23 protein-coding genes are annotated in these 21,809 nt (G+C 75.0%); 9 read left to right on the plus strand and 14 right to left on the minus strand.

Annotated elements, in window-relative coordinates; translation table 11 throughout:
- Window positions 1-34 precede the first annotated feature (34 nt).
- Window positions 35-763 (plus strand): phosphodiesterase, encoded by a 729-nt coding sequence (locus CHC11_RS20540; protein WP_089313362.1) that lies wholly within the window; start codon window positions 35-37, stop codon window positions 761-763.
- Here the strand turns inward: CHC11_RS20540 and CHC11_RS20545 are convergent.
- From CHC11_RS20545 to CHC11_RS20590, 10 genes are read right to left on the minus strand one after another with little or no spacing between them, the layout of a single operon-like run.
- Window positions 760-1,536, minus strand: a complete 777-nt coding sequence (locus CHC11_RS20545; protein WP_089313363.1) for an IclR family transcriptional regulator — start codon at window positions 1,534-1,536, stop codon at window positions 760-762. The two genes, CHC11_RS20540 and CHC11_RS20545, sit on opposite strands and share 4 nt — an antisense overlap.
- 22 nt (window positions 1,537-1,558) lie before the next feature.
- Window positions 1,559-3,028, minus strand: coding sequence for a dihydroorotase (locus tag CHC11_RS20550; protein ID WP_089313364.1), 1,470 nt, complete (start codon window positions 3,026-3,028; stop codon window positions 1,559-1,561).
- 10 nt (window positions 3,029-3,038) lie between these two features.
- Window positions 3,039-4,433, minus strand: a complete 1,395-nt coding sequence (locus tag CHC11_RS20555; RefSeq protein WP_089313365.1) for an FAD-dependent oxidoreductase — start codon at window positions 4,431-4,433, stop codon at window positions 3,039-3,041.
- Window positions 4,430-5,098 carry a hydantoin racemase gene (locus CHC11_RS20560; protein ID WP_089313366.1) on the minus strand — a complete coding sequence of 223 codons (669 nt, stop codon included), beginning with the start codon at window positions 5,096-5,098 and terminating at the stop codon, window positions 4,430-4,432. The genes CHC11_RS20555 and CHC11_RS20560 overlap by 4 nt, the downstream gene beginning before the upstream one ends.
- A complete protein-coding gene (locus CHC11_RS20565) occupies window positions 5,098-5,679 on the minus strand; it encodes an MmgE/PrpD family protein (RefSeq protein WP_218826168.1) in 582 nt (193 codons plus the stop codon). Before CHC11_RS20565 ends, CHC11_RS20560 begins: the two co-directional genes overlap by 1 nt.
- Window positions 5,676-6,377 (minus strand): ABC transporter ATP-binding protein, encoded by a 702-nt coding sequence (locus CHC11_RS20570; RefSeq protein WP_089313367.1) that lies wholly within the window; start codon window positions 6,375-6,377, stop codon window positions 5,676-5,678. Before CHC11_RS20570 ends, CHC11_RS20565 begins: the two co-directional genes overlap by 4 nt.
- Complete coding sequence (locus CHC11_RS20575) at window positions 6,364-7,113, minus strand: ABC transporter ATP-binding protein (protein WP_089313473.1); 750 nt, start codon at window positions 7,111-7,113, stop codon at window positions 6,364-6,366. Before CHC11_RS20575 ends, CHC11_RS20570 begins: the two co-directional genes overlap by 14 nt.
- Complete coding sequence (locus tag CHC11_RS20580) at window positions 7,110-8,165, minus strand: branched-chain amino acid ABC transporter permease (protein WP_089313368.1); 1,056 nt, start codon at window positions 8,163-8,165, stop codon at window positions 7,110-7,112. The genes CHC11_RS20575 and CHC11_RS20580 overlap by 4 nt, the downstream gene beginning before the upstream one ends.
- Window positions 8,162-9,178, minus strand: coding sequence for a branched-chain amino acid ABC transporter permease (locus tag CHC11_RS20585; protein ID WP_218826169.1), 1,017 nt, complete (start codon window positions 9,176-9,178; stop codon window positions 8,162-8,164). Before CHC11_RS20585 ends, CHC11_RS20580 begins: the two co-directional genes overlap by 4 nt.
- Complete coding sequence (locus CHC11_RS20590; protein ID WP_089313369.1) at window positions 9,175-10,425, minus strand: ABC transporter substrate-binding protein; 1,251 nt, start codon at window positions 10,423-10,425, stop codon at window positions 9,175-9,177. Before CHC11_RS20590 ends, CHC11_RS20585 begins: the two co-directional genes overlap by 4 nt.
- A 234-nt stretch (window positions 10,426-10,659) precedes the next feature.
- On the opposite strand from CHC11_RS20590, the gene CHC11_RS20595 reads away from it, so the two are divergent.
- The 4 genes from CHC11_RS20595 to CHC11_RS20610 are packed head-to-tail and all read left to right on the plus strand — an operon-like array spanning window position 10,660 to window position 14,913.
- Window positions 10,660-11,847, plus strand: a complete 1,188-nt coding sequence (locus CHC11_RS20595) for a CaiB/BaiF CoA transferase family protein (RefSeq protein ID WP_089313475.1) — start codon at window positions 10,660-10,662, stop codon at window positions 11,845-11,847.
- A complete protein-coding gene (locus tag CHC11_RS20600) occupies window positions 11,844-12,707 on the plus strand; it encodes an HpcH/HpaI aldolase/citrate lyase family protein (protein ID WP_089313370.1) in 864 nt (287 codons plus the stop codon). Before CHC11_RS20595 ends, CHC11_RS20600 begins: the two co-directional genes overlap by 4 nt.
- A complete protein-coding gene (locus CHC11_RS20605) occupies window positions 12,704-13,522 on the plus strand; it encodes a cyclase family protein (protein WP_089313371.1) in 819 nt (272 codons plus the stop codon). The genes CHC11_RS20600 and CHC11_RS20605 overlap by 4 nt, the downstream gene beginning before the upstream one ends.
- A complete protein-coding gene (locus CHC11_RS20610; RefSeq protein ID WP_089313372.1) occupies window positions 13,519-14,913 on the plus strand; it encodes an MmgE/PrpD family protein in 1,395 nt (464 codons plus the stop codon). Before CHC11_RS20605 ends, CHC11_RS20610 begins: the two co-directional genes overlap by 4 nt.
- Window positions 14,914-14,915: 2 nt before the next feature.
- Here the strand turns inward: CHC11_RS20610 and CHC11_RS20615 are convergent, their stop codons facing one another.
- On the minus strand, window positions 14,916-15,461 hold the full coding sequence (locus CHC11_RS20615) for a helix-turn-helix domain-containing protein (protein WP_245919490.1): 546 nt from the start codon (window positions 15,459-15,461) through the stop codon (window positions 14,916-14,918).
- Window positions 15,462-15,535: 74 nt separating this feature from the next.
- On the opposite strand from CHC11_RS20615, the gene CHC11_RS20620 reads away from it, so the two are divergent.
- Together CHC11_RS20620 and CHC11_RS20625 are read left to right on the plus strand one after the other, a co-directional pair.
- Window positions 15,536-16,267, plus strand: coding sequence for an aspartate/glutamate racemase family protein (locus CHC11_RS20620; protein ID WP_089313373.1), 732 nt, complete (start codon window positions 15,536-15,538; stop codon window positions 16,265-16,267).
- A gap of 26 nt (window positions 16,268-16,293) precedes the next feature.
- Window positions 16,294-17,088 carry an isocitrate lyase/PEP mutase family protein gene (locus CHC11_RS20625; protein WP_089313374.1) on the plus strand — a complete coding sequence of 265 codons (795 nt, stop codon included), beginning with the start codon at window positions 16,294-16,296 and terminating at the stop codon, window positions 17,086-17,088.
- Here CHC11_RS20625 and CHC11_RS20630 read toward each other — a convergent pair.
- From CHC11_RS20630 to CHC11_RS20640, 3 genes are read right to left on the minus strand one after another with little or no spacing between them, the layout of a single operon-like run.
- Complete coding sequence (locus CHC11_RS20630; protein WP_089313375.1) at window positions 17,075-18,511, minus strand: NAD(P)/FAD-dependent oxidoreductase; 1,437 nt, start codon at window positions 18,509-18,511, stop codon at window positions 17,075-17,077. The genes CHC11_RS20625 and CHC11_RS20630 overlap by 14 nt on opposite strands.
- A 50-nt stretch (window positions 18,512-18,561) precedes the next feature.
- Entirely contained in the window at window positions 18,562-19,149 is a 588-nt protein-coding gene (locus CHC11_RS20635) for a GNAT family N-acetyltransferase (protein WP_089313376.1), read from the minus strand.
- Window positions 19,142-19,813: a carboxymuconolactone decarboxylase family protein gene (locus CHC11_RS20640; RefSeq protein ID WP_089313377.1), complete on the minus strand. Its 672-nt coding sequence runs from the start codon at window positions 19,811-19,813 to the stop codon at window positions 19,142-19,144. Before CHC11_RS20640 ends, CHC11_RS20635 begins: the two co-directional genes overlap by 8 nt.
- A 162-nt stretch (window positions 19,814-19,975) precedes the next feature.
- Here CHC11_RS20640 and CHC11_RS20645 point away from each other — a divergent pair, with 162 nt between their 5' ends.
- A complete protein-coding gene (locus CHC11_RS20645; protein WP_089313378.1) occupies window positions 19,976-21,040 on the plus strand; it encodes a GNAT family N-acetyltransferase in 1,065 nt (354 codons plus the stop codon).
- Window positions 21,024-21,809 (plus strand): class I SAM-dependent methyltransferase, encoded by a 786-nt coding sequence (locus CHC11_RS20650; RefSeq protein WP_089313379.1) that lies wholly within the window; start codon window positions 21,024-21,026, stop codon window positions 21,807-21,809. The genes CHC11_RS20645 and CHC11_RS20650 overlap by 17 nt, the downstream gene beginning before the upstream one ends.

Here is a 21,809-nt window from a genome sequence, read left to right on the forward strand (position 1 = left end):
TAATACTGGTCCGGTCGTGGCCTAGCTTCGCAGCATGATTGTTTTTGCGCAGCTCAGCGACACCCATCTGGACGGCGGCGAGGGCCGGGCCGAACGCGCGGCCCGCGTCATGGACCACCTGAACGACGTGGCCGTCGACGCCGTCCTCGTCACCGGGGACATCGCCGACCACGGCGAGCCCGCCGAGTACGAGCAGGCCCGCAAGGTCCTCGCGTCGGAGCATCCGGTACTGACCTGCCCCGGCAACCACGACCGGCGCGGCCCGTACCGGGAGGTCCTGCTGGACGAGCCGCCGGGCGGCGGCCCGGTCAACCGCGTCCACGAGATCGCCGGGGCCACCTTCCTGATGTGCGACTCGACCGTCCCCGGCGAGGACCACGGGCGGCTCGACGACGAGACGATCGGGTGGCTCGACCGGCGGCTCGCCGCGGCCCCGGACGCGCCGGCGTTCGTCTGCTTCCACCATCCGCCCGTGACGCTCCAGATCCCGTACGTGGACGGGATCCGGCAGTTCGGCGAGCGGCGCCTGGCCGAGGTGGTCCTGCGCCACCCGCAGGTCGCGGCGGTGTTGTGCGGGCACGCCCACACGGCGGCGGCCACGACCTTCGCGGGCCGGCCCCTGCTCGTCGCGCCCGGCGTCGTGTCGACCCTCCGGCTGCCCTGGCAGGAGGGTGACATCGCCGACCTGGGCGCTCCCCCGGGCGTCGCCTTCCACGTCCTGGACGACGAGGGGCGTCTGAGCACGCACTACCGCACCTTCTAGCGGTGCGCGGTCCAGGTCCGGGTGACCTCCTCGGCGGCGTCGCGGACCAGCGTCCGGTACCGCTCGACGGCCTCGGGGGTGAAGCGGTGCCGGGGCCCGCACACGCTGATGGAGCCGTGCACCTCGCCGTCCGGGCCGAAGAGGGGCGCGGCGACCGACCCGGCGTCGGCCTGCCGCTCACCGAAGGAGACGCCGACGCCCTCCCGGGCCGTCTCGGCGAGTTCGGCGCGCAGCGCCGCCGACCCGGTGACGGTCCGGTCGGTCAGCGCCGCCAGCGGGCGGGCCAGCACGGCCTCGCGCCGCTCCTCGGGCAGGAAAGCGAGGATCACCCGGCCCGAGGAGCCCGCGTGCAGCGGGAACCGCCGCCCGACCTCGACGGTCATCTTGACCTCGCGGGGGCTCTCGAACTGGTCGAGGTAGACCCGCTCGTCGCCGACGAGCCCGGACAGCGTGGTCGTCTCGCCGGTCTCGTCCCGCAGCCGGCGCAGCACGGGCGCGGCGGCGTTGCGGACGTTGAAGCGCCGCAGCGCGCTCACGCCGAGGGCGACGGCGGCGGGCCCGAGCCGGTAGCCGGACGTGCCCGCCTCCAGCATCTCGCGCGACACGAGCGACTGCAGGATGCGGTACACGACGGCCTTGGAGATGCCGAGCTCGCGGCTGATGGCGGTGACACCGAGGTACTCGGGCCCGCCGGCGAACAGCAGCAGCACGTCCGCGACGCGCCCGGCGACCTCGGTTCCCCCCTGGGCCGGAGCGGCGGTCTGGTTGGTCACTGGACGATCCTAGGGAAAGGCGTCACCGGCCGCGGTGGAGATAGCGGCCGGCGGGGGCGCCGGTGATCTCACCGTCGGCGTAGACGCGGCGGCCGCGCACGAAGGTGTCGGTGACCCGCGCGGTCATGGCGAAGCCTTCGAACGGCGTGTACTCCTGCGTCGACTCGGAGTCGGCGGCGCGGACCGTCCAGGACGCGTCCGGGTCGACCAGGGCGATGTCGGCGTCGTATCCCTCGGCGATGGCGCCCTTGTCGAGCAGCCCGTAGCGCCGGGCGGGGTTCCAGGACGTCAGCCGGGCGACGCGCTGGACCGACAGCCCGCGCTTGAGTCCCTCGCCGACGAGGCCGGGCAGCAGGTACTCGGCGCCGCCGAAGCCGGACCTGGCGAGGAAGACGTCGTCGCGGTCGGCGCCGAACTTCATCTCGTCCCGGCAGCAGGCGTGGTCGCTGACGACCCAGTCGACCTCGCCGTCGAGGACGTGCCGCCACAGCGCCTCGACGTCGGAGCGCTCGCGCAGCGGCGGGTTGACCTTGCCGCCCAGGCCGGCCGCGGTGTCGACGTCGGCGAGCAGGTGCCCGATGGTGACCTCGCGGCGGAAGTCGATGTGCGGGAAGGCGCCCGCCATGGTCAGCGCGGCCGACAGCGCCTTCTCCGACGACAGGTGCAGCAGGTTGATGTTGGGCAGGCCCGTCTCGTGCGCGAGGTAGGACGCGATGGTGACGGCGAGGCCCTCCGAGTGCGGGGGGCGGGACGCGCTGTAGGCGCGCAGGCCGGTCAGCGACCCGTCGCGCTCCACCATCCTGGTGTAGGCGGTCATGATCTCGGCGGTCTCGCAGTGCAGTGACAGGGAGATGTGCGGCGCATACTCGGCGAGCTGCTCGCGGGCCTTCTGGACGCCGCGCATGACGAACTCGAAGTGCGCCACGTCGTAGCGCTCGTCGGGCGGCGTCATGAGGAAGTCGCTCTGGCCGGACGAGCGCCCGTGCAGGCCGTGGCTGCCGTAGAACATGAAGATTTTGAACGAGGTGACGCCGTGCTCCTCGACCAGGTACGGGATCTCCTCGATGTGCCGGGCCTCCATCGGCGCGAGGTGGAAGGCGTAGTCGACGTAGGCGTTGCCCTGCGCGGCGCTCAGCACCTCGGGGAAGAACTCGCGGTACGGTCCTCCCTTGTTCAGGTAGTACTGGCCGGTGCGCATGTAGGTCAGGGCCGTGGTGACGCCGCCCTGCGCCGCGGCGCGGCTCTCGGTGCGGGTGTCGGCGGCCAGCTCGTTGTAGATGCCCCAGTGCTGGTGGGCGTCCACGACGCCGGGGAAGGCGAGCCGGCCGCGGCCGTCGATCACGGTGGCGGCGTCGTCGTCCGGCAGCCCGGGCGCGACCCGCGCGATGGCGCCGTCGTTCACGGCGATGTCCAGGGGTTCGGGCTCGGTGCCCTCGGGGGCGTCGGGGCGGACCACCCGCACGTTCTTCAGCAGCAGCTCGGTCGTCGCCATGGTGGTCTCCTCAATTCTCGCGGGTGGTCGTGCGGCGGGCGATGGCGCCGGCCGCCAGGTAGGCGAGCCCGAAGGCGGGCAGCAGGCCGTTGCCGGGCAGGTAGCCGCCGGCGCCGTGGCCGGAGATCCCGGCGGCGGCGCCGCCCGCGGCGTACAGGCCGGGGATGGGGCGGTCGCCGGAGTCGACGACGGCGGCGTCCCCGTCGACGAGCAGCCCGCCCTGGGTGTGGAAGAGGGCGGGGACGACGCGGACGGCGGCGTAGGGGGCGGCGAGCGGGCGCTCCCAGTGGGTGCGGCCGTGCTCGTCGGGGCGTTCGCCGCGCGCTGCGGCGCCGCTGGCCTCCAGTTCGCGGGCCAGGGCCCCGGCGGGCAGGCCGGTGGCCTCGGCGAGGCCCTCGGCGTCGTCGGCCCGGACCAGGACGCCCGATTCGACGGTGTCGCGGAAGTCCTGGAACGGCCGGCACTGCTCGACGATCGTCTCGTCCAGGACGATCCAGCCGGTGGAGCCGGGGCGGGCGGCCAGTTCGGCGGCGTACTCGGAGTAGCCGCGGGTCTCGTCGCCGAACCGGCGCCCGCCCAGGTCCACCATGATCCCGCCGTGGATGATCGTGGCCCAGCCGACGAGGGTGCCCGCGCCGGCGGCGACGGCCCCGTGCCCCTGGTAGGCGTCCAGGTAGCCGGTGGCGGCGCCGAGCCCGCCGCCGATGCGCAGCGCGTCCCCGCGGGACCGCTCGCCGCCCTGGTAGAGGGCCCCCGCGATCTCGGGCAGGTGGCGCTCCACCAGGGCGCGGTCGGCGCCGAAGCCGTTGGTGGCGAGGAGCACGGCCCCGGCGGGGATCTCCTCCTGCGTCCCGTCCGGGTACCGGACCACCGCCCCGCGCACGCCGGCGGCGGCACCGGGGCCGCCCGGCCCGGTCGCCACGTCCACGAGTTCGGCCGGGACGAGCAGGTCGATGCCCGGGTGCTCGCGGACGCGGCGGGCGAGGTGGTCGATCACGCTGGAGCCGTGCCGCCCGGGGACGGAGTGGCAGCGGTGCACGGAGTGGCCGGGGTAGTTGAAGTCGGTGACCAGGGAGAGCGGCAGCCCGGCCGAGTCGGCGAGCCACTCCACGAGGGGGCCGCTGACCTCGGCGAGCGTGCGGGCGAGGCGGGCGTCGGCGCGGCCGCCGGTCTTGGCCGCGATGTCGGCGGCGAAGCGGTCCGGGGAGTCCTCGACCCCCGCCGCCTTCTGCCAGCGCGAGCCCGCGCCGGGGAACATCGCGGTCGACATCGAGGTGTTGTTGCCGCGCCGGAAGTGCTCGCTCGCCTCGACGACGAGCACGCTGAGGCCGAGTTCGGCGGCGCGCAGCGCCCCGGCGAGGCCGCCGCCGGCGCCCGCGACGACGAGGTCGGGGCCGCCGGTCATGCGCTCCTCCCGATCGCCATGAGCCGCAGGGCCAGGGCCGTGGGGTCGACGATCCGGGCCGCGAGGCGGTGCGTCGCGACGTCCACGGCCGAGCAGCCGTTGATCACGGCGGTGGCGCCGACGGCGGCGAGGGCGTCCACGGCCGCGCCGAGGGCGGCGTTCCAGGCGCCCGCGTCGGCGACGGCGTCGAAGGGCAGGTCCAGCACCTCGATCCCGGCCGTGTGGGCGTCCAGGCCGTAGGCCGTGAGGCGGCGGCGCAGCTCCGCGCCGATCGCCTCGTTCCGCACCACCGCACCGAAACGTACATTCATCGCAGAAAGATACAGACTACTCAGCCTGAGCAGGCCGTTCACCGGAACGGCCCGGTCAGGGGCGGGACCGGTCGGCACGGGACGGGTGGGCACAGGACCGGTGGGCACGGCCGGGTCCAGCACGCAGTCGGGGAAGGCGAGATCCCAGCCGGCCCCGGCCCGCGCCAGCGCGGCGGCGACCTCGCTCTCGGACGCGCGGATCGACGCCTCGTCGTCCAGCGCCCCGGGTGCGGCGGGGCCGACGTCGCGCAGCTCGACCGACAGCCCCGGTGGGGCGAGCCGGTCGTAGCGGGCCTGCCTCCTGCGGATCTCCTCCGGCGGCAGATGGATCGGCGTCACGGCCAGGGCGCGCATCACTTCGGCTCCTTCGTCTCGTCGCCGCCGGCGAGTTCGCGCAGGCGCTCACCGGCGTGGTCCAGGGCGGGCAGCTCACGGGCGAAGGCCGCGGCCCGGCCGATCAGGTCCCCGCGTCCGGGCAGCCATCGCCGCAGAAGGGCCAGGACCTCCCGTTCGTCCAGGGGGCGGTGGTCGGCGTCGCCCACCGGGTTCGGCACCTCGCGGATCCGCGTCGTCCCATCGGCCAGCGCGACGGTGACGCGCGCGGCGCGCTCGTCCGGGAGCCGGGCCGTCAGGTCGTCCGCCTCGACCAGCCGGACGCGCCGGGCGAGGGCCCGCAGGCGCGGGTCCTCCAGGCTGGTGCGCGGGCCGACCTCGCCGTGCAGGAGGGCCGCGGCCACGGCGAACGGCGTGGAGAACATCGCCGACAGGCGGTTGTCCCAGCGCGGCGAGGCCAGCCCGGCGCCGAGCGCCGTCACGCCGATGACGTCGAGCAGGACGAGCGACAGCCGGTCGAGCACCGGCTCCGGCGCCCGCGCCGCGTCCAGCCGCGCGGCCCACTCCCCCAGGCGCGCCGTCGCCTCCACCGCATCCGTCACAGTCCCAGGTACGCCTTCCTGACCTCGGCGGATCCGGCCAGCTCGCGGCCCGTCCCGTGCAGGACGGTCGATCCGCTCTCCATGACGTAGGCGCGGTCGGCGATGCCGAGGGCCTGCTTGGCGTTCTGCTCGACGAGCAGCACGGCGACCCCGGTGTCGCGGATCCGCTTGACGGCGTCGAGCATCGCCCAGGTGAGCTTGGGCGACAGGCCGGTGGACGGCTCGTCCAGCATGAGCAGCCTCGGCCGGGCCATCAGCGCGCGTCCGATCGCGAGCATCTGCTGCTGCCCGCCGCTGAAGGTCTGCGCGACCTGCGCGCGGCGCTCGGCTAGCACGGGGAACAGCTCGAAGACCTCCCGCATCCGGGCGCCGGCCTCGGCGGGCGGGCGGGTCCAGGCGCCCATCCGCAGGTTCTCCTCGACCGTGAGCGTGCCGAACAGCGCCCGGTCCTCGGGGACGTGCACGAGGCCGTCCCTGACGAGCTGGTCCGGGCGCCGCCCGGCCGTGGACGCGCCCGCGAACGTGATCGTCCCGGACGTCGGGCGCAGCTGACCGCACACCGCGCGCAGCGTGGTCGTCTTGCCCGCGCCGTTCGCGCCGACGAGCGCGACGATCTCGCCCTCGCCGAGCCGCAGGTCGACCTCGTGCAGGATCCGCATGCGGCCGTAGCCGGCGCAGAGCCCGTCAATCGCCAGCATCGTCCGGCTCCTCTCCGAGGTACGCCTCGATCACGCGGGGGTCGGAGGTGACCTCCGCGGCCGTCCCGGCGGCCAGCACCCGGCCCTGGTCCAGGACGAGGACCCGGTCCGACAGGCGCATCACGGCCGCCATGATGTGCTCGATGAACAGCAGCGTCGTGCCGTCCTCCTCGCGCAGCGCGGCGAGCAGGTCCAGGACGGGTTCGCGCTCGGCCGGGACGAGTCCGGCGAGGACCTCGTCCAGCAGCAGCACCCTCGGCCGCATCGCGAGCGCGCGGGCGAGTTCGAGCCGCTTGAGCCCGGCGGTGGGCAGTTCGGTGGCGCCCCGGTGCGCCCACTCCCCGAGCCCGACCCGCTCCACGACGTCCATCGACCGCGCCCGCAGGCGGTGCGGCGGCTGGCGGCGGTGCTGGGCGGCCAGGGCGACGTTCTCCAGGACGGTCATGCTCCCGAACGGCCGCATCAGCTGGAACGTCCGGACCATCCCGGCGCGGGCGATGCGGTCGGGCGAGGCGCCGGTGACGTCCCGGCCGCCGAACTCGACCCGGCCCGCGTCGGGGGCGAGGGCGCCGCAGATGACGTCGAACAGCGTCGTCTTCCCGGCGCCGTTCGGGCCGATGACGCCGACGATCTCGCCCTCGGCGACCCGAAGGTCGACATCGGCCAGCGCGCGCAGGCCCCGGAAGTGCTTGCCGACGCCGGACACGGTCAGCACGGCCTCCTCGGACGGGCTCATCCGCGCCACCTCGCGGCGATCGTGCCGACGATGCCCTTGGGGAGCAGCCGGACGATGAGGATCAGCAGGACCGCGTAGACCGCGACGTCCAGGCCGCTGCGCCCCTGCAGGAAGTCCAGGAAGCCGGGCGGGGTCCGCAGCAGCGTCGCGGTCACGTCCGACAGCGAGCCCAGGATGACCGCGCCGGCGACCGGGCCCCAGACCGTGCCGATGCCGCCGATGACCACGGCGGCGATCGCCTGGATCGACACCGACGACCCGAACGCCAGGTCCGGGTTCACGAACAGGTAGTACTGCGTGTAGAGGGCCCCGGCGACGGCGGTGATCGCGGCCGACAGCGCGACCGTGAGCAGCTTGTACCGCAGGACCGGGGTACCGAGGGACGCCGCCGCGAGTTCGTCGTCGCGGATCGCGGTGACGTAGCGCCCGGTCCGCGAGTACAGGAACAGGATGCTGACCACGGCGGCGAGGCCGGCGAGGGCGAGCGCGATCCAGAAGTAGGCGGGCGAGTCCGCCGCGAACTGGATCTTCCAGAGCGAGGACCCCTGGATCAGCGGGACGGTGAACCCGACCGCCTTGCCCGTGAACTCCGTCGTGGTGACCACCAGCCGGAGCATCTCGGCGAACGCGAACGTCGCCAGCGCGAAGTAGGCGCCCTTGAGCCGGTAGCGGAACGCGAAGAACCCGATGACCACGGCGACGGCCGCCGCGACCGCCATCCCGGCGAGCATCCCGATCCAGGGCGACACCCCGCGCTCGACCAGCAGGTAGGCGCTGGTGTAGGCGCCGAGGCCGAAGAACGCGGCGTGCCCGAAGCTGAACATGCCGCCGAACCCGCTCATCACGTTCCAGCCGATCGCCATCAGCGCGAAGATCAGGATGCGGACGGCGACGGCGCCCTGCGCGGGCGGCAGCACCAGCGGCAGCGGGATCGCCAGGAGCAGCAGCACCGCCAGGACGGCGAGCTGCCGGTTCTGCGGGCGCAGCGGCGTTGCCTTCGCCGAGCGGGCCGCGTCGGCACCGGGGCGGCCGGTGAGGGTGATGCCGGTCATGCACGCCTCCCGAAGAGTCCCTGCGGGCGGAGGAAGAGCACGACCAGGAAGACGGCGAACACGCCGAGCAGCGAGCTCTGGCCGTCCATGTAGATCGTGGTGAGCTGCTCGACCAGGCCGATGAGCAGCCCGCCCGCGAGCGCTCCTGCGACGTTGCCCATGCCGCCCAGCACCACCACGACGAACGCGGTGATGTTGAACTGCTCGCCGAGCGTGGGCGTCACCGTGACGAGCGGCGCCGCGAGCACGGCCGCCGCTCCGGCACACGCGGTGCCGATCGCGAACGTGAGCGTGTGGACGCGGCGGACGTTCACGCCGACCAGTTCCGCGCCCGGCCGGTTCGAGGCCACCGCGCGGATCGCCGTGCCGAACCGGGTGCGGCGCAGCATCCAGAACAGCGCCGCGCCGATCAGGACGGCGCCGAGGAAGGCGTACAGCCGTGCGCCCGACACGACCGCGCCGAACAGCGAGAACTGGAAGTCGCCGGGCAGCGCGACGTTCTTGGGCTCGGCGCCGAAGAACATCAGCAGGCCGTTCTCCAGCAGCAGCGACAGGCCGAGCGTGATGAGCAGCTGGTTCTCCAGCGACGCGCCGCCCGTCCCGCCGAGCAGGCCGCGGTGCACGGCCGCCCCGATCAGGAACAGCGCGGGGACGGCGACCAGCAGCGTGAGGTAGGGATGCAGGCCGGTGCCCTGCACGACACCGAACGCGATGAACATCGCGATGGCGAGCAGCGCCCCGTGCGCGAAGTTCACGATGTCGAGCACGCCGAAGATGAGCGTGAGGCCCATCGCGATGAGCCCGTACAGCCCGCCCATCAGCAGGCCGGTGACCACCGACTGCCAGACGACGAGGCCGCTGCCGGACTTGATCAGGGCGACCGCGATCGCGGCCGCCACCAGGCCGCCGGTGAGGGCGGCGCGCTTGAGGACCACCGCCGTCACGCCGCCGGGGAGGCGGCGCCGGGCGGCGGGGGTGGGAGGGGACTGGGCCTTGGTTCCGATGTCGCTCACGACCGCCACGTCACCGAGTAGTTGGGCTGGGATTCGGCCTTCTCCGGCGGGTAGACCTGCTTGACCCCTCGGCCCTGCACCTGCATGAGGACGGGCAGGGCGTTGCGGTTGTCCCCGTTCGGGGCGAAGGAGATCGGGCCGGTGCCGACCGTGAGGGGCTCGACCTTCGAGGACGCGATCGCGTCGCGCACCTTCTCCGCGTCGGTGGTGCCCGCGCGCTCCACGCCCTGCGCGATCACCTGGACCGCGTCGTAGGCGAGGACCGCGCCCGTGCGCATGGGGGCGCCGTAGCGCCGCTGGTAGTCGGCCCGCAGCTGCTCCGTCTGCGGGCTCCGGGCGTCGAAGTGATAGTTGGTGCTGAAGATCCGCTCCGCGGCGGCGCCGCCGTCGGTGACGAACTTGGGCTGGTCGTAGGCGCCGTTGGACACGCCCCAGATTGCGTTCAGGGCGGGCTTGACCGCGGCGACCGCCTTGGCCGCGAGCAGGCTGTCGCGGTAGTAGCCGGCGACGGCGAGGACGTCCGCGCCGGACGCCTTGACCTGCGTGATCTGCGCGGTGAGGTCGGACACGGTGAGCGCGTCGTAGCTGATGTCCGGGCCGACCTCGATGCCGAGCCGCTTCGCCGCCGCGGTGAACGCCTCGGCGGCGCCGCTGCCGAAGTCGGTCTGCTCGTGCAGGAACGCGACCTTGCGCACGGGCTTGCCCGCCCGCTCCGAGACCTCCTTGAGGTAGCGGGCGGCGGCGCCCGCGATGGCGGCGCTGCCCGGCTGGACCCGGAACGCGTACCGGTGGCCGTGGGCGAAGATCGCGTCCGAGGCGGTGACGTCCATGACGAACGGCACCCGGTTGCGCTCGGCGACGACCGCGACGTTCGTGCTGACGGCGCTCTGGTAGGTGCCGACGAGCCCGACGGCGCCCGCGGAGATGAGGCGCTGGGCCTCGCTCTGGCCGACCTCCGCCTTGCCCTGGGTGTCGCCCGTCTCCAGTTCGACCTTGCGTCCGCCGAGGGACCGGATGCCGCCGGCGGCGTTGATCGCCTCCACCGCCATCCGCGCGCCGCGCCGCATCTGCTGGCCGTCGACGGCGTTGGCGCCGCTGACCGGGTGCAGCGCGCCGATCTTGACCGGGCCCTCGTCGCGCCCGGCCGCCACCCCGGCCGCGCCGGACGGCGCCGAGCCGCCGCAGCCGGCCGCGGCCAGCAGGACCGCGCACGCGCCGAGCCCGGCGGCGAGCTTGCGAGCCGACATTCATCTCTCCTGCCCGTCTGCCCCTGCCCTCTCGCGAGCGTTCCGCTTAGAGGAACAGCAGGTCATGGTTGCGTCATGGTGGCACTCGTCACGCCTTGGGGTCAATATCTAGGGGAAACTTGACGAGACTCGACAAGCAGTGCCAACTTGAAGGCTCCGGGTCGCTACGCGAGTCGGCCACGAGATTCACTTATGTTTCTCTAAGAGAAACGATCAGCGAAGGCGGTGCCGTCCATGACCGACGCCCTGTCCGGAGTCCGGGTCCTCGACACGGCCACGCTGTTCGCCGGCCCGCTCGCCGCGACGCTGCTGGGCGACTTCGGGGCCGAGGTCATCAAGATCGAGCATCCGGCGGGCGACCCGGTGCGCAGCCACGGCGCGCAGCGCGACGGCGTCGGCCTGTGGTGGAAGATGCTCGGCCGCAACAAGAAGGCGATGACGCTCTACCTCGGCTCGCCCGAGGGCCAGGAGCTGTTCCGGCGGCTGGCCGCCGACGCCGACGTGGTGATCGAGAACTTCCGTCCCGGGACGCTGGAGCGCTGGGGCCTCGGCCCGGACGAGCTGCACAGGATCAACCCGCGGCTCGTACTGGCCCGGGTCACCGGGTTCGGGCAGACCGGCCCCTACGCCCGGCGGCCCGGGTTCGGCACGCTCGCCGAGGCGATGAGCGGATTCGCCGCGATCACCGGCGAGCCGGACGGCCCGCCGACCCTGCCGCCCTTCGGCCTCGCCGACGGGATCGCCGCGCTGACCACCGCGTTCGCGGTGATGACGGCGCTGCGGGCACGGGAGGCGACCGGTGAGGGCCAGGTGGTCGACCTGGCCATCGTCGAGCCGATCCTCACCCTGCTCGGCCCGCAGATCATCACCTACGACCAGCTGGGCGAGTTGCAGGCCCGCACCGGGAACCGCTCGCACAACAACGCGCCGCGCAACACCTACCGGACCCGCGACGGCGGCTGGGTCGCGGTCTCCACCAGCGCCCAGTCGATCGCCGAGCGGGTGATGCGGCTGGTCGGCCGCCCCGAGCTGATCGAGGAGCCGTGGTTCGCGACGGGGGCGCAGCGCGCCCGGCACGCCGACGTGCTGGACGAGGCGGTCGGGTCGTGGATCGCCCGGCGCGACCGCGACGAGGTCGTCAAGGCGTTCGAGGAGGCGCAGGCCGCCGTCGCCCCCGTGTACACCGCCGCCGACGTGATGACCGACCCGCAGTTCGAGGCGCTCGGCACCATCGCCTCCGTCCCCGACGACGAGCTCGGCCCGGTGCGGATGCAGAACGTGCTCTTCCGCCTGTCGGGGACGCCGGGCCGGATCACCTCGGCCGGGCCGCCGCTCGGCGCGCACACCGCCGAGATCCTCGCCCGCTACGGCGTGGACGGGGCCGGGCTGGAGGACCTGCGGGCCAAGGGCGTGATCAGGTGACGCCGCGGACCTGGCTCTACGTCCCGGGCGACCGCCCGGACCGGATGGCCAAGGCGCTGGCCTCGGCGGCCGACGCGGTGATCCTCGACCTGGAGGACGCGGTCGCGCCGCCGGCCAAGCAGGCCGCCCGGCGCGCCGTCCTGGACGCCCTGGGCGCCCTGGACGCCGGGCGCACCGCCCACGTGCGGATCAACGCGCCCGGCACCCCGGACGGCGCCGACGACATCGCGCTCCTCGCGGCCGCTCCGGGCGGCCTCGCCGGGGTGCGCATCCCCAAGTGCGAGGACCCGGCCGAACTGCGCCGCGCCGCCGACGCGCTCGGCGTCCCGGTGTTCCCCGTCCTCGAGTCGGCGCTCGGCGTGGAGAACGCCTTCGCGCTCGCCACCGCGCACCCGCTCGTCGCCGGGATATCGCTGGGCGAAACCGACCTGTCCGCCGACCTTCGGGTGGCGGGCGGCGACGCGCTGGCGTGGCCGCGCTCCCGCGTCGTCGTGGCCGCCCGCGCAGCCGGGCTCCCGTCCCCGCCGCAGAGCGTCTGGACGGCCGTCCGCGACCTGGACGGCCTGCGCGCCGACACGCTCGCGGGGCGGCGGGCCGGGTTCTTCGGACGCTCGGTCATCCATCCCGCGCAGATCCCCGTCGTGCACGAGGCGTCCGCGCCCGACCCGGACGAGGTCGCCTGGGCGCGGGACCTGATGAGCCGGCTCGCCGAACACGGCGACCCGGCTCGCCGGGGCGCCTGGCTCGACTCCGCCGGCCGGTTCGTGGACAAGGCGGTCGTCGAGCGCGCCGCCTGGCTGCTCGACGCCGCCGCGTCCGCCGGCTCCGCCGCCCCGCCCGTCAAGGAAGGCCACCGATGAACTCGCAGGACCCGCTGCTCGCGGCCGTCGCCGGAGGGGTCCGGCTGATCGAGCTGGGCCAGCCGTTCTTCACCGGAATGCCCTGCTCGCCCAACCATCCCGGGTTCCGCATGACGCTGATCCGCCGGCACGGCGACATGGAGCGCCCCGACGGCGGCTCGGCGGCCAACGAGATCATCGTGACCGGCGGGCACGTCGGCACCCACATCGACGCGCTCTCCCACGTCAGCCACGACGGAGAGCTGCACGGCGGTATCCGCGCCGCCGACGCCCAGCGCGGCGGCGCCTTCACCAGCCACGGCGCCGAGAACCTGCCGGGCCTGCTGCGCCGGGGCGTGCTGCTGGACGTGGCGGCGGTCCACGGCGTGGCGACGCTGCCGCCCGGCTACGGCGTGACCGCCGAGGACCTGGACCTGGCCGCCGCGCGCGCCGGGACCGAGCCGGGCGCGGGCGACGTGGCGCTGATCCGCACCGGGTGGTCGCGCAACTTCGCGGACGCGACCTGCTACCTGGGCCGGGAGACCGGCGTCCCGGGCGCGACACCGTCCGCCGCCCGCTGGCTGGCCGGCCGCGGCGTGGCCGCGACGGGCGCCGACACGACCGCCTACGAGCAGATCCCGGCGGGCGCGGGGCACGCCGTCCTGCCCGTGCACCGCATCCTGCTGGTCGAGTCGGGGATCTTCATCCTGGAGCACCTCGCCCTGGAGGCGCTCGCCGAGGCCGGGCTGCACGAGTTCGTGTTCGTGCTGGCACCGCTGCGGATCACCGGCGGCACCGGCTCCCCCGTCCGCCCCCTCGCGGCGGTGGCGGCGTGACCCCCGTCCAGCGGCTCGCCGGACTGGCGGCCACCGTCGCCTCCCGCGGGCTGCCCCCGGAACTGCGCGCCGACGCGGCGCGCCGCGTCCTGGACGCCCTGGGCAACAGCCTGGCCGCGACCGGGGAGCGCCCGGCGCGGGCCGTCGGAGACCTCGTCGCCGAATGGGGCGGGCAGGGCCGGGCCACCGCGATCGGCACCGGCACGCGCCTGCCCGAGCCGAGCGCCGCCCTGCTCAACGGGACGCTCGCCCACTCCCTGGACTTCGACGACACGCACCTGCCGTCCGTCCTGCACCCGTCGGCGTCGGTCGTGCCCGCCGCGCTCGCCGTGGCCGAGGCGCACGGCGCGGGCGGCGGCCGGCTGCTGGACGCGGTGGGCGTCGGCGTCGAGATCACCGTCCGGCTCGGCATGGCCGGGTACGACCGCGAGCTCGGCAACTCGGTGTTCTTCGAGCGCGGCCAGCACGCCACCGCCATCTGCGGCGCCGTCGGCGCCGCCGCGTCCGCCGCGATGCTGTCCGGGCTGGACGCCGCCGGGATCGCCGACGCCATGGGCATCGCCGCGAGCATGGGCTCGGGCATCCTGGAGGCCAACCGCACCGGCGGCACCGTCAAGCGGATCCACTGCGGCTGGGCCGCGCACGCCGCCGTCACCGCCGCCGGGCTCGCCCGCACCGGCATCACCGGCCCGCCGACCGTCCTCGAAGGCCGCTTCGGGATGCTCCAGGCGTTCTGCGGCGACCAGGTCGACCTCGACGCCCTCACCTCGGAGCTCGGCGAGCACTGGGAGCTGCCCGGCATCTTCTTCAAGCCGTACCCGTGCAACCACTTCACGCATGCCGGCATCGACGGCGCCCTCCGGCTGCGCTCGCGCGGGCTGGACCCGGCCGGCATCGACTCGATCGAGCTGGGCGCGCCGGCCCCCGTGCTGCGGACGATCGGCGAGCCGCACGAGGACAAGATCCGTCCCCGGTCGGGGTACCACGCCGCGTTCTCCGGGCCCTACACCGTCGCGGCGGCCCTGCTCGGCGGCGGCGGCCTCGGCGTCTTCCATGAGGACTTCACCGACGAGGCCGCCGCCGACCCCGCCCGGCTGGCACTGGCCGCCCGGGTCCGCTGCGTCCCGGACGCCCGCTGCGACGAGATCTTCCCGCACCAGTTCCCGGCCGTCCTGCGCGTCCGCACCCGCGACGGCGCGCTTCTGGAGGAGCGCGTGGACGTCAACCGGGGCGGCCCGGGCAACCCCCTCTCGGCCGAGGAGCTGGCGACGAAGTTCCGCCTCAACGCCGCCCGCCGCGTCCCGGAGGCCCGGGCCGACGAGATCACCGAACTCGTCTACGGCCTCGCCGGGCTGGCGGACCTCGGCCGGCTCACGTCCCTGCTGGCCTGACGCTAGAGGTGCTCCATCAGGAAGACCGCGGCCGTGCCGGGCTCCAGGGCCTCGAAGACGTGCGGGACGTCGCCGGGGTAGGTGAGGTAGTCGCCGGGGGCCAGCTCCACCGGCTCGGACGCGGGCCCGGCCACGGCGCGGCCGGCGCTGAGGACGACGTGCTCGGTGGTGCCCGGCGGGTGGGGGTCGGAGACCCTCGGCTCGCCCGGCTCCGCCGTGACGCGGTAGAGGTCGCGGCGCGCGTGCGGCGGGGACGACGCCAGCAGGGTCGCCGTGTAGTCGGCCCGGTCGGAGTGCGCGGCCGGCCCCTCCCCCGCCCGGACCACCCGGACGGCCGGGCGCGGCGGGTCCACCAGGCGGCTGAAGGGGACGCCCAGCGCAGTCCCGAGGGCCCACAGCGTCTCCACGCTCGGGTTCCCGGTGCCCGACTCCAGCTGGGAGAGCGTCGACTTGGCCAGGCCCGCCCGCCCGGCGAGCTCCGTCTGGGACATCCCGGCGCGCTCGCGCTCCCGCCGGATCGACGCCGCGATCACCGCGATCACATCCACTCGCCCGCTCCCGCCCTCCGAGGGTAGTGTTCACTGTATCGGACGATTGTTCGCCAGACCGAACAGGACTGAACATGAGGCACCTCGGCATCCTCGCCCACAGCGCGGAAGGCGCCGCGCTGTGCTTCCGGACCTTCTGCCAGGAGGGCTTCCGCGAGCTGGGCCCCGACGACCACCCGGACGTCACGCTCGACCTCATCGCGCTCGCGCGGAGCATGCCCGCCTGGGACGCCGGGGACCACGCCCCGATCAGGACGATCCTGGCCGAGAGCGCCCGGCGGCTCGCCGCGGCCGGCGCGGACTTCTTCGTCTGCCCCGACAACACCGCGCACCTGGCCCTCGAACACCCCGCCGACGAGCTGGCGCTGCCGGGCCTGCACATCGTCCAGGTCGTCGCCGACCAGGCCGCCCGCGACGGCCGGACGCGCGTCGGCGTGCTCGGCACCCGCTACACGATGGACGGACCGCTGTACCCGCGCGAACTGGCCGCGCGCGGCATCGCCGCCGAGGTCCCGGACCCCGCCGACCGGGAGACCGTCAACCGGATCATCTTCGACGAGCTGGTCAACGGGGTCTTCACCGAGGACTCGCGCCGCGAGTACGTCCGGATCATCGAGCGCCTCGCCGGGCGCGGGTGCGACGCCGTCGCCCTGGTGTGCACCGAGATCCCGCTCCTGGTCACGCCCGAGGCCTCGCCGCTGCCCACGCTCGACTCCACCCGCCTGCTGGCCCGCGCCGCCTTCGACGTGGCCGCGGACCGCCGCCCCCTCCCCACCTGGCGCGGCGGACGCTTCGACGGGCGGTGAAACGACCCGCCCCTAGATTGGCGGGCATGGACTTCGGAAGCGCGGAGAAGGCGAGCCGGTTCAGGCGGCTCCACCACGGCGACCGTCCGCTGGTGCTGCCGAACGCGTGGGACTTCGCGAGCGGCGCGGCGCTGGCCGAGGCGGGGTTCCCGGCGATCGGCACGACGAGCCTCGGCGTCGCCGCGGCGGCCGGGAAGGCCGACGCGACCGGCGGCACGCGCACCGAGACGGCGGCGCTCGCCCGGACGCTGGCGCGGCTGCCCGTCCCGGTGACCGTCGACATCGAGGGCGGTTTCTCCGACCGGCCCGGCGACGTGGCCGCGCTGGCCGCCGAACTCGCCTCGTTCGGGATCGCCGGGCTCAATCTGGAGGACGGGCGCGCCGACGGGACCCTCGCGCCCGCCGGCGACCGGGCGGAGGTCATCGCCGCCGTCAAGGAGGCGGCGCCCCAGGTGTTCCTCAACGCCCGCACCGACACGTTCTGGCTCGGCACGCCGGAGCTGGAGGAGACGCTGCGCCGGGCACGGGCGTACGCGGAGGCGGGAGCCGACGGGATCTTCGTCCCCGGGATCGCCGGCGACGCCGACATCCGGGCGGTCCTGGACGCCACCGGCCTGCCGCTGAACGTGCTGTACCTGCCGGGCAGGACCGGGTACCCGCGGCTCGCCCGGCTCGGCGTGCACCGGGTGAGCACCGGGTCGCTGCCGTTCCGCGAGGCGCTGCGCGCGACGGTCGCCGCGGCCCTCGAAGTCACCGGAGCGGGCGACGCCCCTCCCGTGCCGTCGTACGGGGACGTCCAGCGGCTCGTCAGTGGCCGGTGATCCGGTCGGCGAGGAGGGCCAGGCCCGAGGTGCGCGCGGACGGCGCGGACGACTCGCGGGCGTCGGCCGCCCGGTAGAGGGCGTACATCGCGTGGACGCCGAGCCAGCGCAGGGGTTCGGGCTCCCAGCGGCGGACGCGGCGGTCCACCCACGGCAGCGCCGTCAGTTCGGTGGCGCGGCCCAGGACGAGGTCGCGGAGGGTACGGCCGGCCAGGTTGGCGGTGGCGACGCCGTGGCCGGTGTAGCCGCCGGCGTGGCCGAGCCCGGTCTCGCGGTCGAGGACGACCGTCGCGCACCAGTCGCGGGGGACGCCGAGGACCCCCGACCAGGCGTGCTCCACCGCCCCCTCGTCGGCGACGGCGGGAAGCATCCCGGTGAGCATCGTCCAGAGCGCGTCGACGGTGGCCGGCTCCGTCCGCCCGCCGTCGTCGACGCGCGACCCGTACCGGTAGGGGCGGCCCCGGCCGCCGAAGGCGATGCGGTCGTCGGCGGTGCGCTGCGCGTACATGTAGTAGTGCGCCATGTCCCCGAGCAGCTCGCGGCGCTCCCACCCGATCGCCTTCCAGGTGCGGGCGGGCAGCGGCGTCGTGACGATCATCGAGCTGTTCATCGGGAGCCAGTCGCGGCGGTGGCCGGGCAGCGCGGCGGTGAAGCCCTCGGTGGCCCGCAGCACGTGCTCGGCGGTGACGGTCCCGAACGGGGTGACGGCGGCGGCCGGCCCGCCCGGCCGGCGCGGGTCGATCCGCACGACCGGCGTCCGCTCGTAGATCTGCACGCCGAGCCGCCGGACGGCCGCGGCGAGGCCCCGGACGAGTGCGGCGGGCTGCACGCGCGCGGCGTGCGGGCTCCAGGCGGCGCCGGTCGCGCCCTCGACGCGCAGCCGCTCGTCGCGTTCGACGGCGGGCAGCGGGACGAGGTCGTCGTCGCTCCAGCCCCACTCGCGGGCCTCGTCGACCAGGGCGGCGAGACGGGCGCGCTGGGCGGCGTTCCTGGCCACGTGCAGGACGCCGCCCCTGACCAGGCCGGCGTCGATGTCCTCGGCGCCCGCGACGCGGACGACCTCGTCCACCGCCCGGAACATGGCGTGCTGCAGCGCGATCGCGGCGGGGCGGCCGTGCCGGGCGGCGTAGCGCTCCCGGGACCCCGCGATCTCCCCCAGCACCCAGCCGCCGTTGCGGCCGGACGCGCCGAACCCCGCGAACTCGCGCTCCAGCACGACGATCCGCAGGTCGGGCCGGTCGCGTTTGAGGTAGTAGGCGGTCCAGAGCCCGGTGTAGCCGGCGCCGACGACGCACACGTCGGCGGTGCGCGGGCCCGGCAGGCGGGGGCCGGGGGCGGGGCGCCCGGCCGCCCGGTACCAGTGGGAGACGCCGCCGTTGGCGAAGCCGGGAGCCAGGGGCGCCCGCCCCGGGGAGGAGCTCATGCGCTCATCCTGCTGCATTCCGCAGCAAAATCAACAGTCGGCAACGGATCCTAGGGTACGGTGTCGGCGATTCGACGGGATCCGATCCAGCGGGAGCGTTCGGCGGCGTAGTACGCGGCACCGTCGGGACCTGCGGGGCCCTCCCGCCACCGGCGCATCCCGAGCTGGAGCGCGATCTCCGACGAGGCGGGGTTGGCCGTGTCGATCTCGGCGGTGATCCGGTGCACGCCGACCACCCCGAAGGCGTAGTCGAGGACGGCGCGGGACGCCTCGGCGGCCAGCCCCCGCCCCCAGTGGTCGGGTTCCAGGCTGTAGAGGATCTCGACGTCCACGCCGTGGCCGAGCGGCCCCTCGTGGTGGCTGAGCCCGGCCACGCCCGCGAGCGGGCCGCCGGGCGCCGCCGCACCGCCGCCCGGGGACCCGGGGGCGGGGCGCAGCGCCCACAGCCCGTAGCCCTCGGTGGCGAAGTCCCGCTCGCTGGCCTCGATGATCTCGCTGACCTGCACCGGCGTGACCACCCGGTCGTCGAACAGGTGGCGCCGCACGAGGGGACCCGTCCAGTGCGTCAGCAGGGCGCCGTGGTCGCGCATCGACACCGGGTGCAGGACGAGCCGCACCGTGCGCAGCACCTCACTCATGCCCGTCCCCCGCGGCGGGCCACTCGGGCGCCTCCTCCCCGTCGGGGACGCCGACGCGGAACACGCGCAACTGCAGCGCGAGCGCCTGGTAGTAGCCGACGAGCGCGACCAGCTCGACGAGGGCGGTGCGGCCGAGTGTGGCCACCGCCTCGGTGTACACGGCGTCGGCGAGGTCGCCCTCGGCCACGAGCTGGCGCGCCGCCTCGTACACGACGCGCTCGCGGACGTCGGCGAGCATCGGCGCGCGGTCCTCGCGCAGCGCGTCCATCTCCTCGTCGGCGAGCCCCTGCCTGCGCCCGATCCGCTCATGGGCGTACCACTCGAAGTCGGAGCGCAGGTGCGCGGCCACGACGAGGGTCGCGATCTCCCGCTCGCGCTTGGTGAACCCCGTGCGAAAGCGCAGCGCGGCACCGAGGTCCTGCAGCGGCAGCCCGACGGGAGGGCTGTAGAGCATCGCGTTGAACGGGCCCTGGAGGCGCCCGACGTCATCGGCCAGGGCGAAGGGAGGGTTGCGGTCGCCGGCGCGGGGCCCGCCCGTCACCGCCTCGTAGACGGCTCGCTGCTCTTCGCTGAGCGAACCGGGGAGGAGCAGCGGGAGCCTCGTCGGGGACGGGCCTCGCCGCGGTCGGTCGTTGACGCGCTCACCGGTCACGGGGTCGATCACTCACCGCACGCTAGGCGCTCGAAGCGGGCGGCTCAACCCCCGTCCGGAATGTGAAACCCCTGGCACACGATGACGTAGCGACCGCGTAACACGCGTCGGCGAACCTTGTCGGCGACCGCACCGGACACGAACGGGGCACCCGGCCCTCGGAGGGAACGTCCCATGCCGCTGCTGCGCATCCGCACCGAGATCGAGGACCGCCCCGGCCGCCTCGCCTCCCTCACCGCCGCGCTGGCCCGGCGCGGCGCCAACATCCTCGGGCTGTCGGTCCAGCTCGACGCCGACGGGGTGGTGGACGAGTTCATCGTCGACGTCCCGCCCGGCGGCCCGGACGCGCGCGCCCTCGCCGAGGCGCTGGGCGCGGCGGGCGGCACCCGGACGGCGGTGCTCCCCGCGCGCCCCCGCGACCTGGTGGACGAGCCGACCCGCGCCCTCGCCCTGGCGGCCCGGCTGCGGGCCGAGCCGCACGCGGTGCCCGAGATCCTCGGGGAGCTGCTGCGCGCCGACGAGGCCCGCTGGGACGCCCCCGGCGGCGAGGAGCCCGACCGCTGCGACCTCCTCGTCCCGGTGCGCGGGCGCCCGGTCCGGCTCCGGCGCGCCGGGCTGCCGTTCACCGCCACGGAGGCGGCGCGGGCGGACGCGCTGGTACGGGCAGCGCTCCCGACGGTGCCGCGGCCGTCGGCGTCCCGGCGGATCGCGCTGCGCGACGGCACGCGGGTGGTCGTCCGGCCGGTCGAGCCCCGCGACGGCGACGCCGTGCGGGCGCTGCACGAGCGCTGCTCGCTGGACAGCCGCCGGATGCGCTACTTCAGCCCCAAGCCGTACCCGCCGCGCCGGTCGTTCGAGCGGTTCTGCGATCCCTCGCGGGGCCTGACGCTGGTCGCCGAGGGGCCGGACGGGTCGCTGCTGGCCCTGGCGCACCTGGTCCTCGTCCGTGATCCGGGCGCCGCGGAGGTCGCGTTCCTGGTCGAGGACGCCTGGCAGGGCCGCGGGCTCGGCCGCGGCCTCGCCGAGCTGCTCCTCGCGCTGGCCAGGGATCGCGGCCTGGTGGAGGTGCGCGCGACCGCGCTGAGCGAGAACGCCCGGATGCGGCGGCTGCTGACCTCGCTCGGCGGGCGGACGCGGCGCACCGAGGACACCGCGATCGTGGAGATCAGGCTGCGGCTGGACGGCCGTCCCGCCGAGCCGGGGGCGCTGGCAGGATGGGCGGGTGACCGGCATATATGACGACCCCTGGGCGTACGAGCTGGCGTGCTCGTTCCGCGACGTGCCGGCCGAGGTGGACGCGCTGCTCGGGTGGTGCGCCGAGCAGGGCCTCGCGCCCGGCACGGCGCTGGAGCTGGCCGCCGGACCCGCCGAGCACGCCCGCGAGTTCGCCCGCCGCGGGCTGGCCGCGACGGCTCTCGACCTGAACCCGCGCATGTGCGCCTACGCGGCCCGCGAGGCCGAACGCGCCGGCGTCGAACTGGAGGTCGTCGAAGGCGACATGACGCGGTTCGCGCTGGACCGCCGGTTCGACCTCGTCGCGACCATGCTGGACTCCACGTCCCACCTCATGACGCTGGACGCGTTCGTGGCGCACCTGCGGTGCGCCGCCGCGCACCTGTCCCCCGGCGGCCTCCACGTCATCGAGATGTCGCATCCCCGGGACCGGCTGGGCGACGACCCGAGCGTCAGCACCGGCTGGACGGTCGAGCGGGACGGCGTCCGGGCGAGCGTGCGCTGGGGCGAGCCGTCCGACCGGCTGGACCCGGTCACCCAGGTCGCCGACGACCGCGTGACGATGACCATCACCGGTGAGGGCACGGAGCCGCGGGTCGTCCGCGACGTCGTGCCCTACCGGTTCTGGACGGCCACCGAGCTGGACGCCGCGGTCCGACTCGCGGGCGGGCTGGAGGCCGTCGCGCAGTACGGCGACTTCGGGGCCGGCGAGGACGCGGTTCCTCTCGCCGGCCCCGGGGCCTGGCGCATGATCACGCTGCTGCGCCCGCGCTGA

The sequence above is a fragment of the Actinomadura mexicana genome (assembly GCF_900188105.1).
Lineage (GTDB): Bacteria > Actinomycetota > Actinomycetes > Streptosporangiales > Streptosporangiaceae > Spirillospora > Spirillospora mexicana.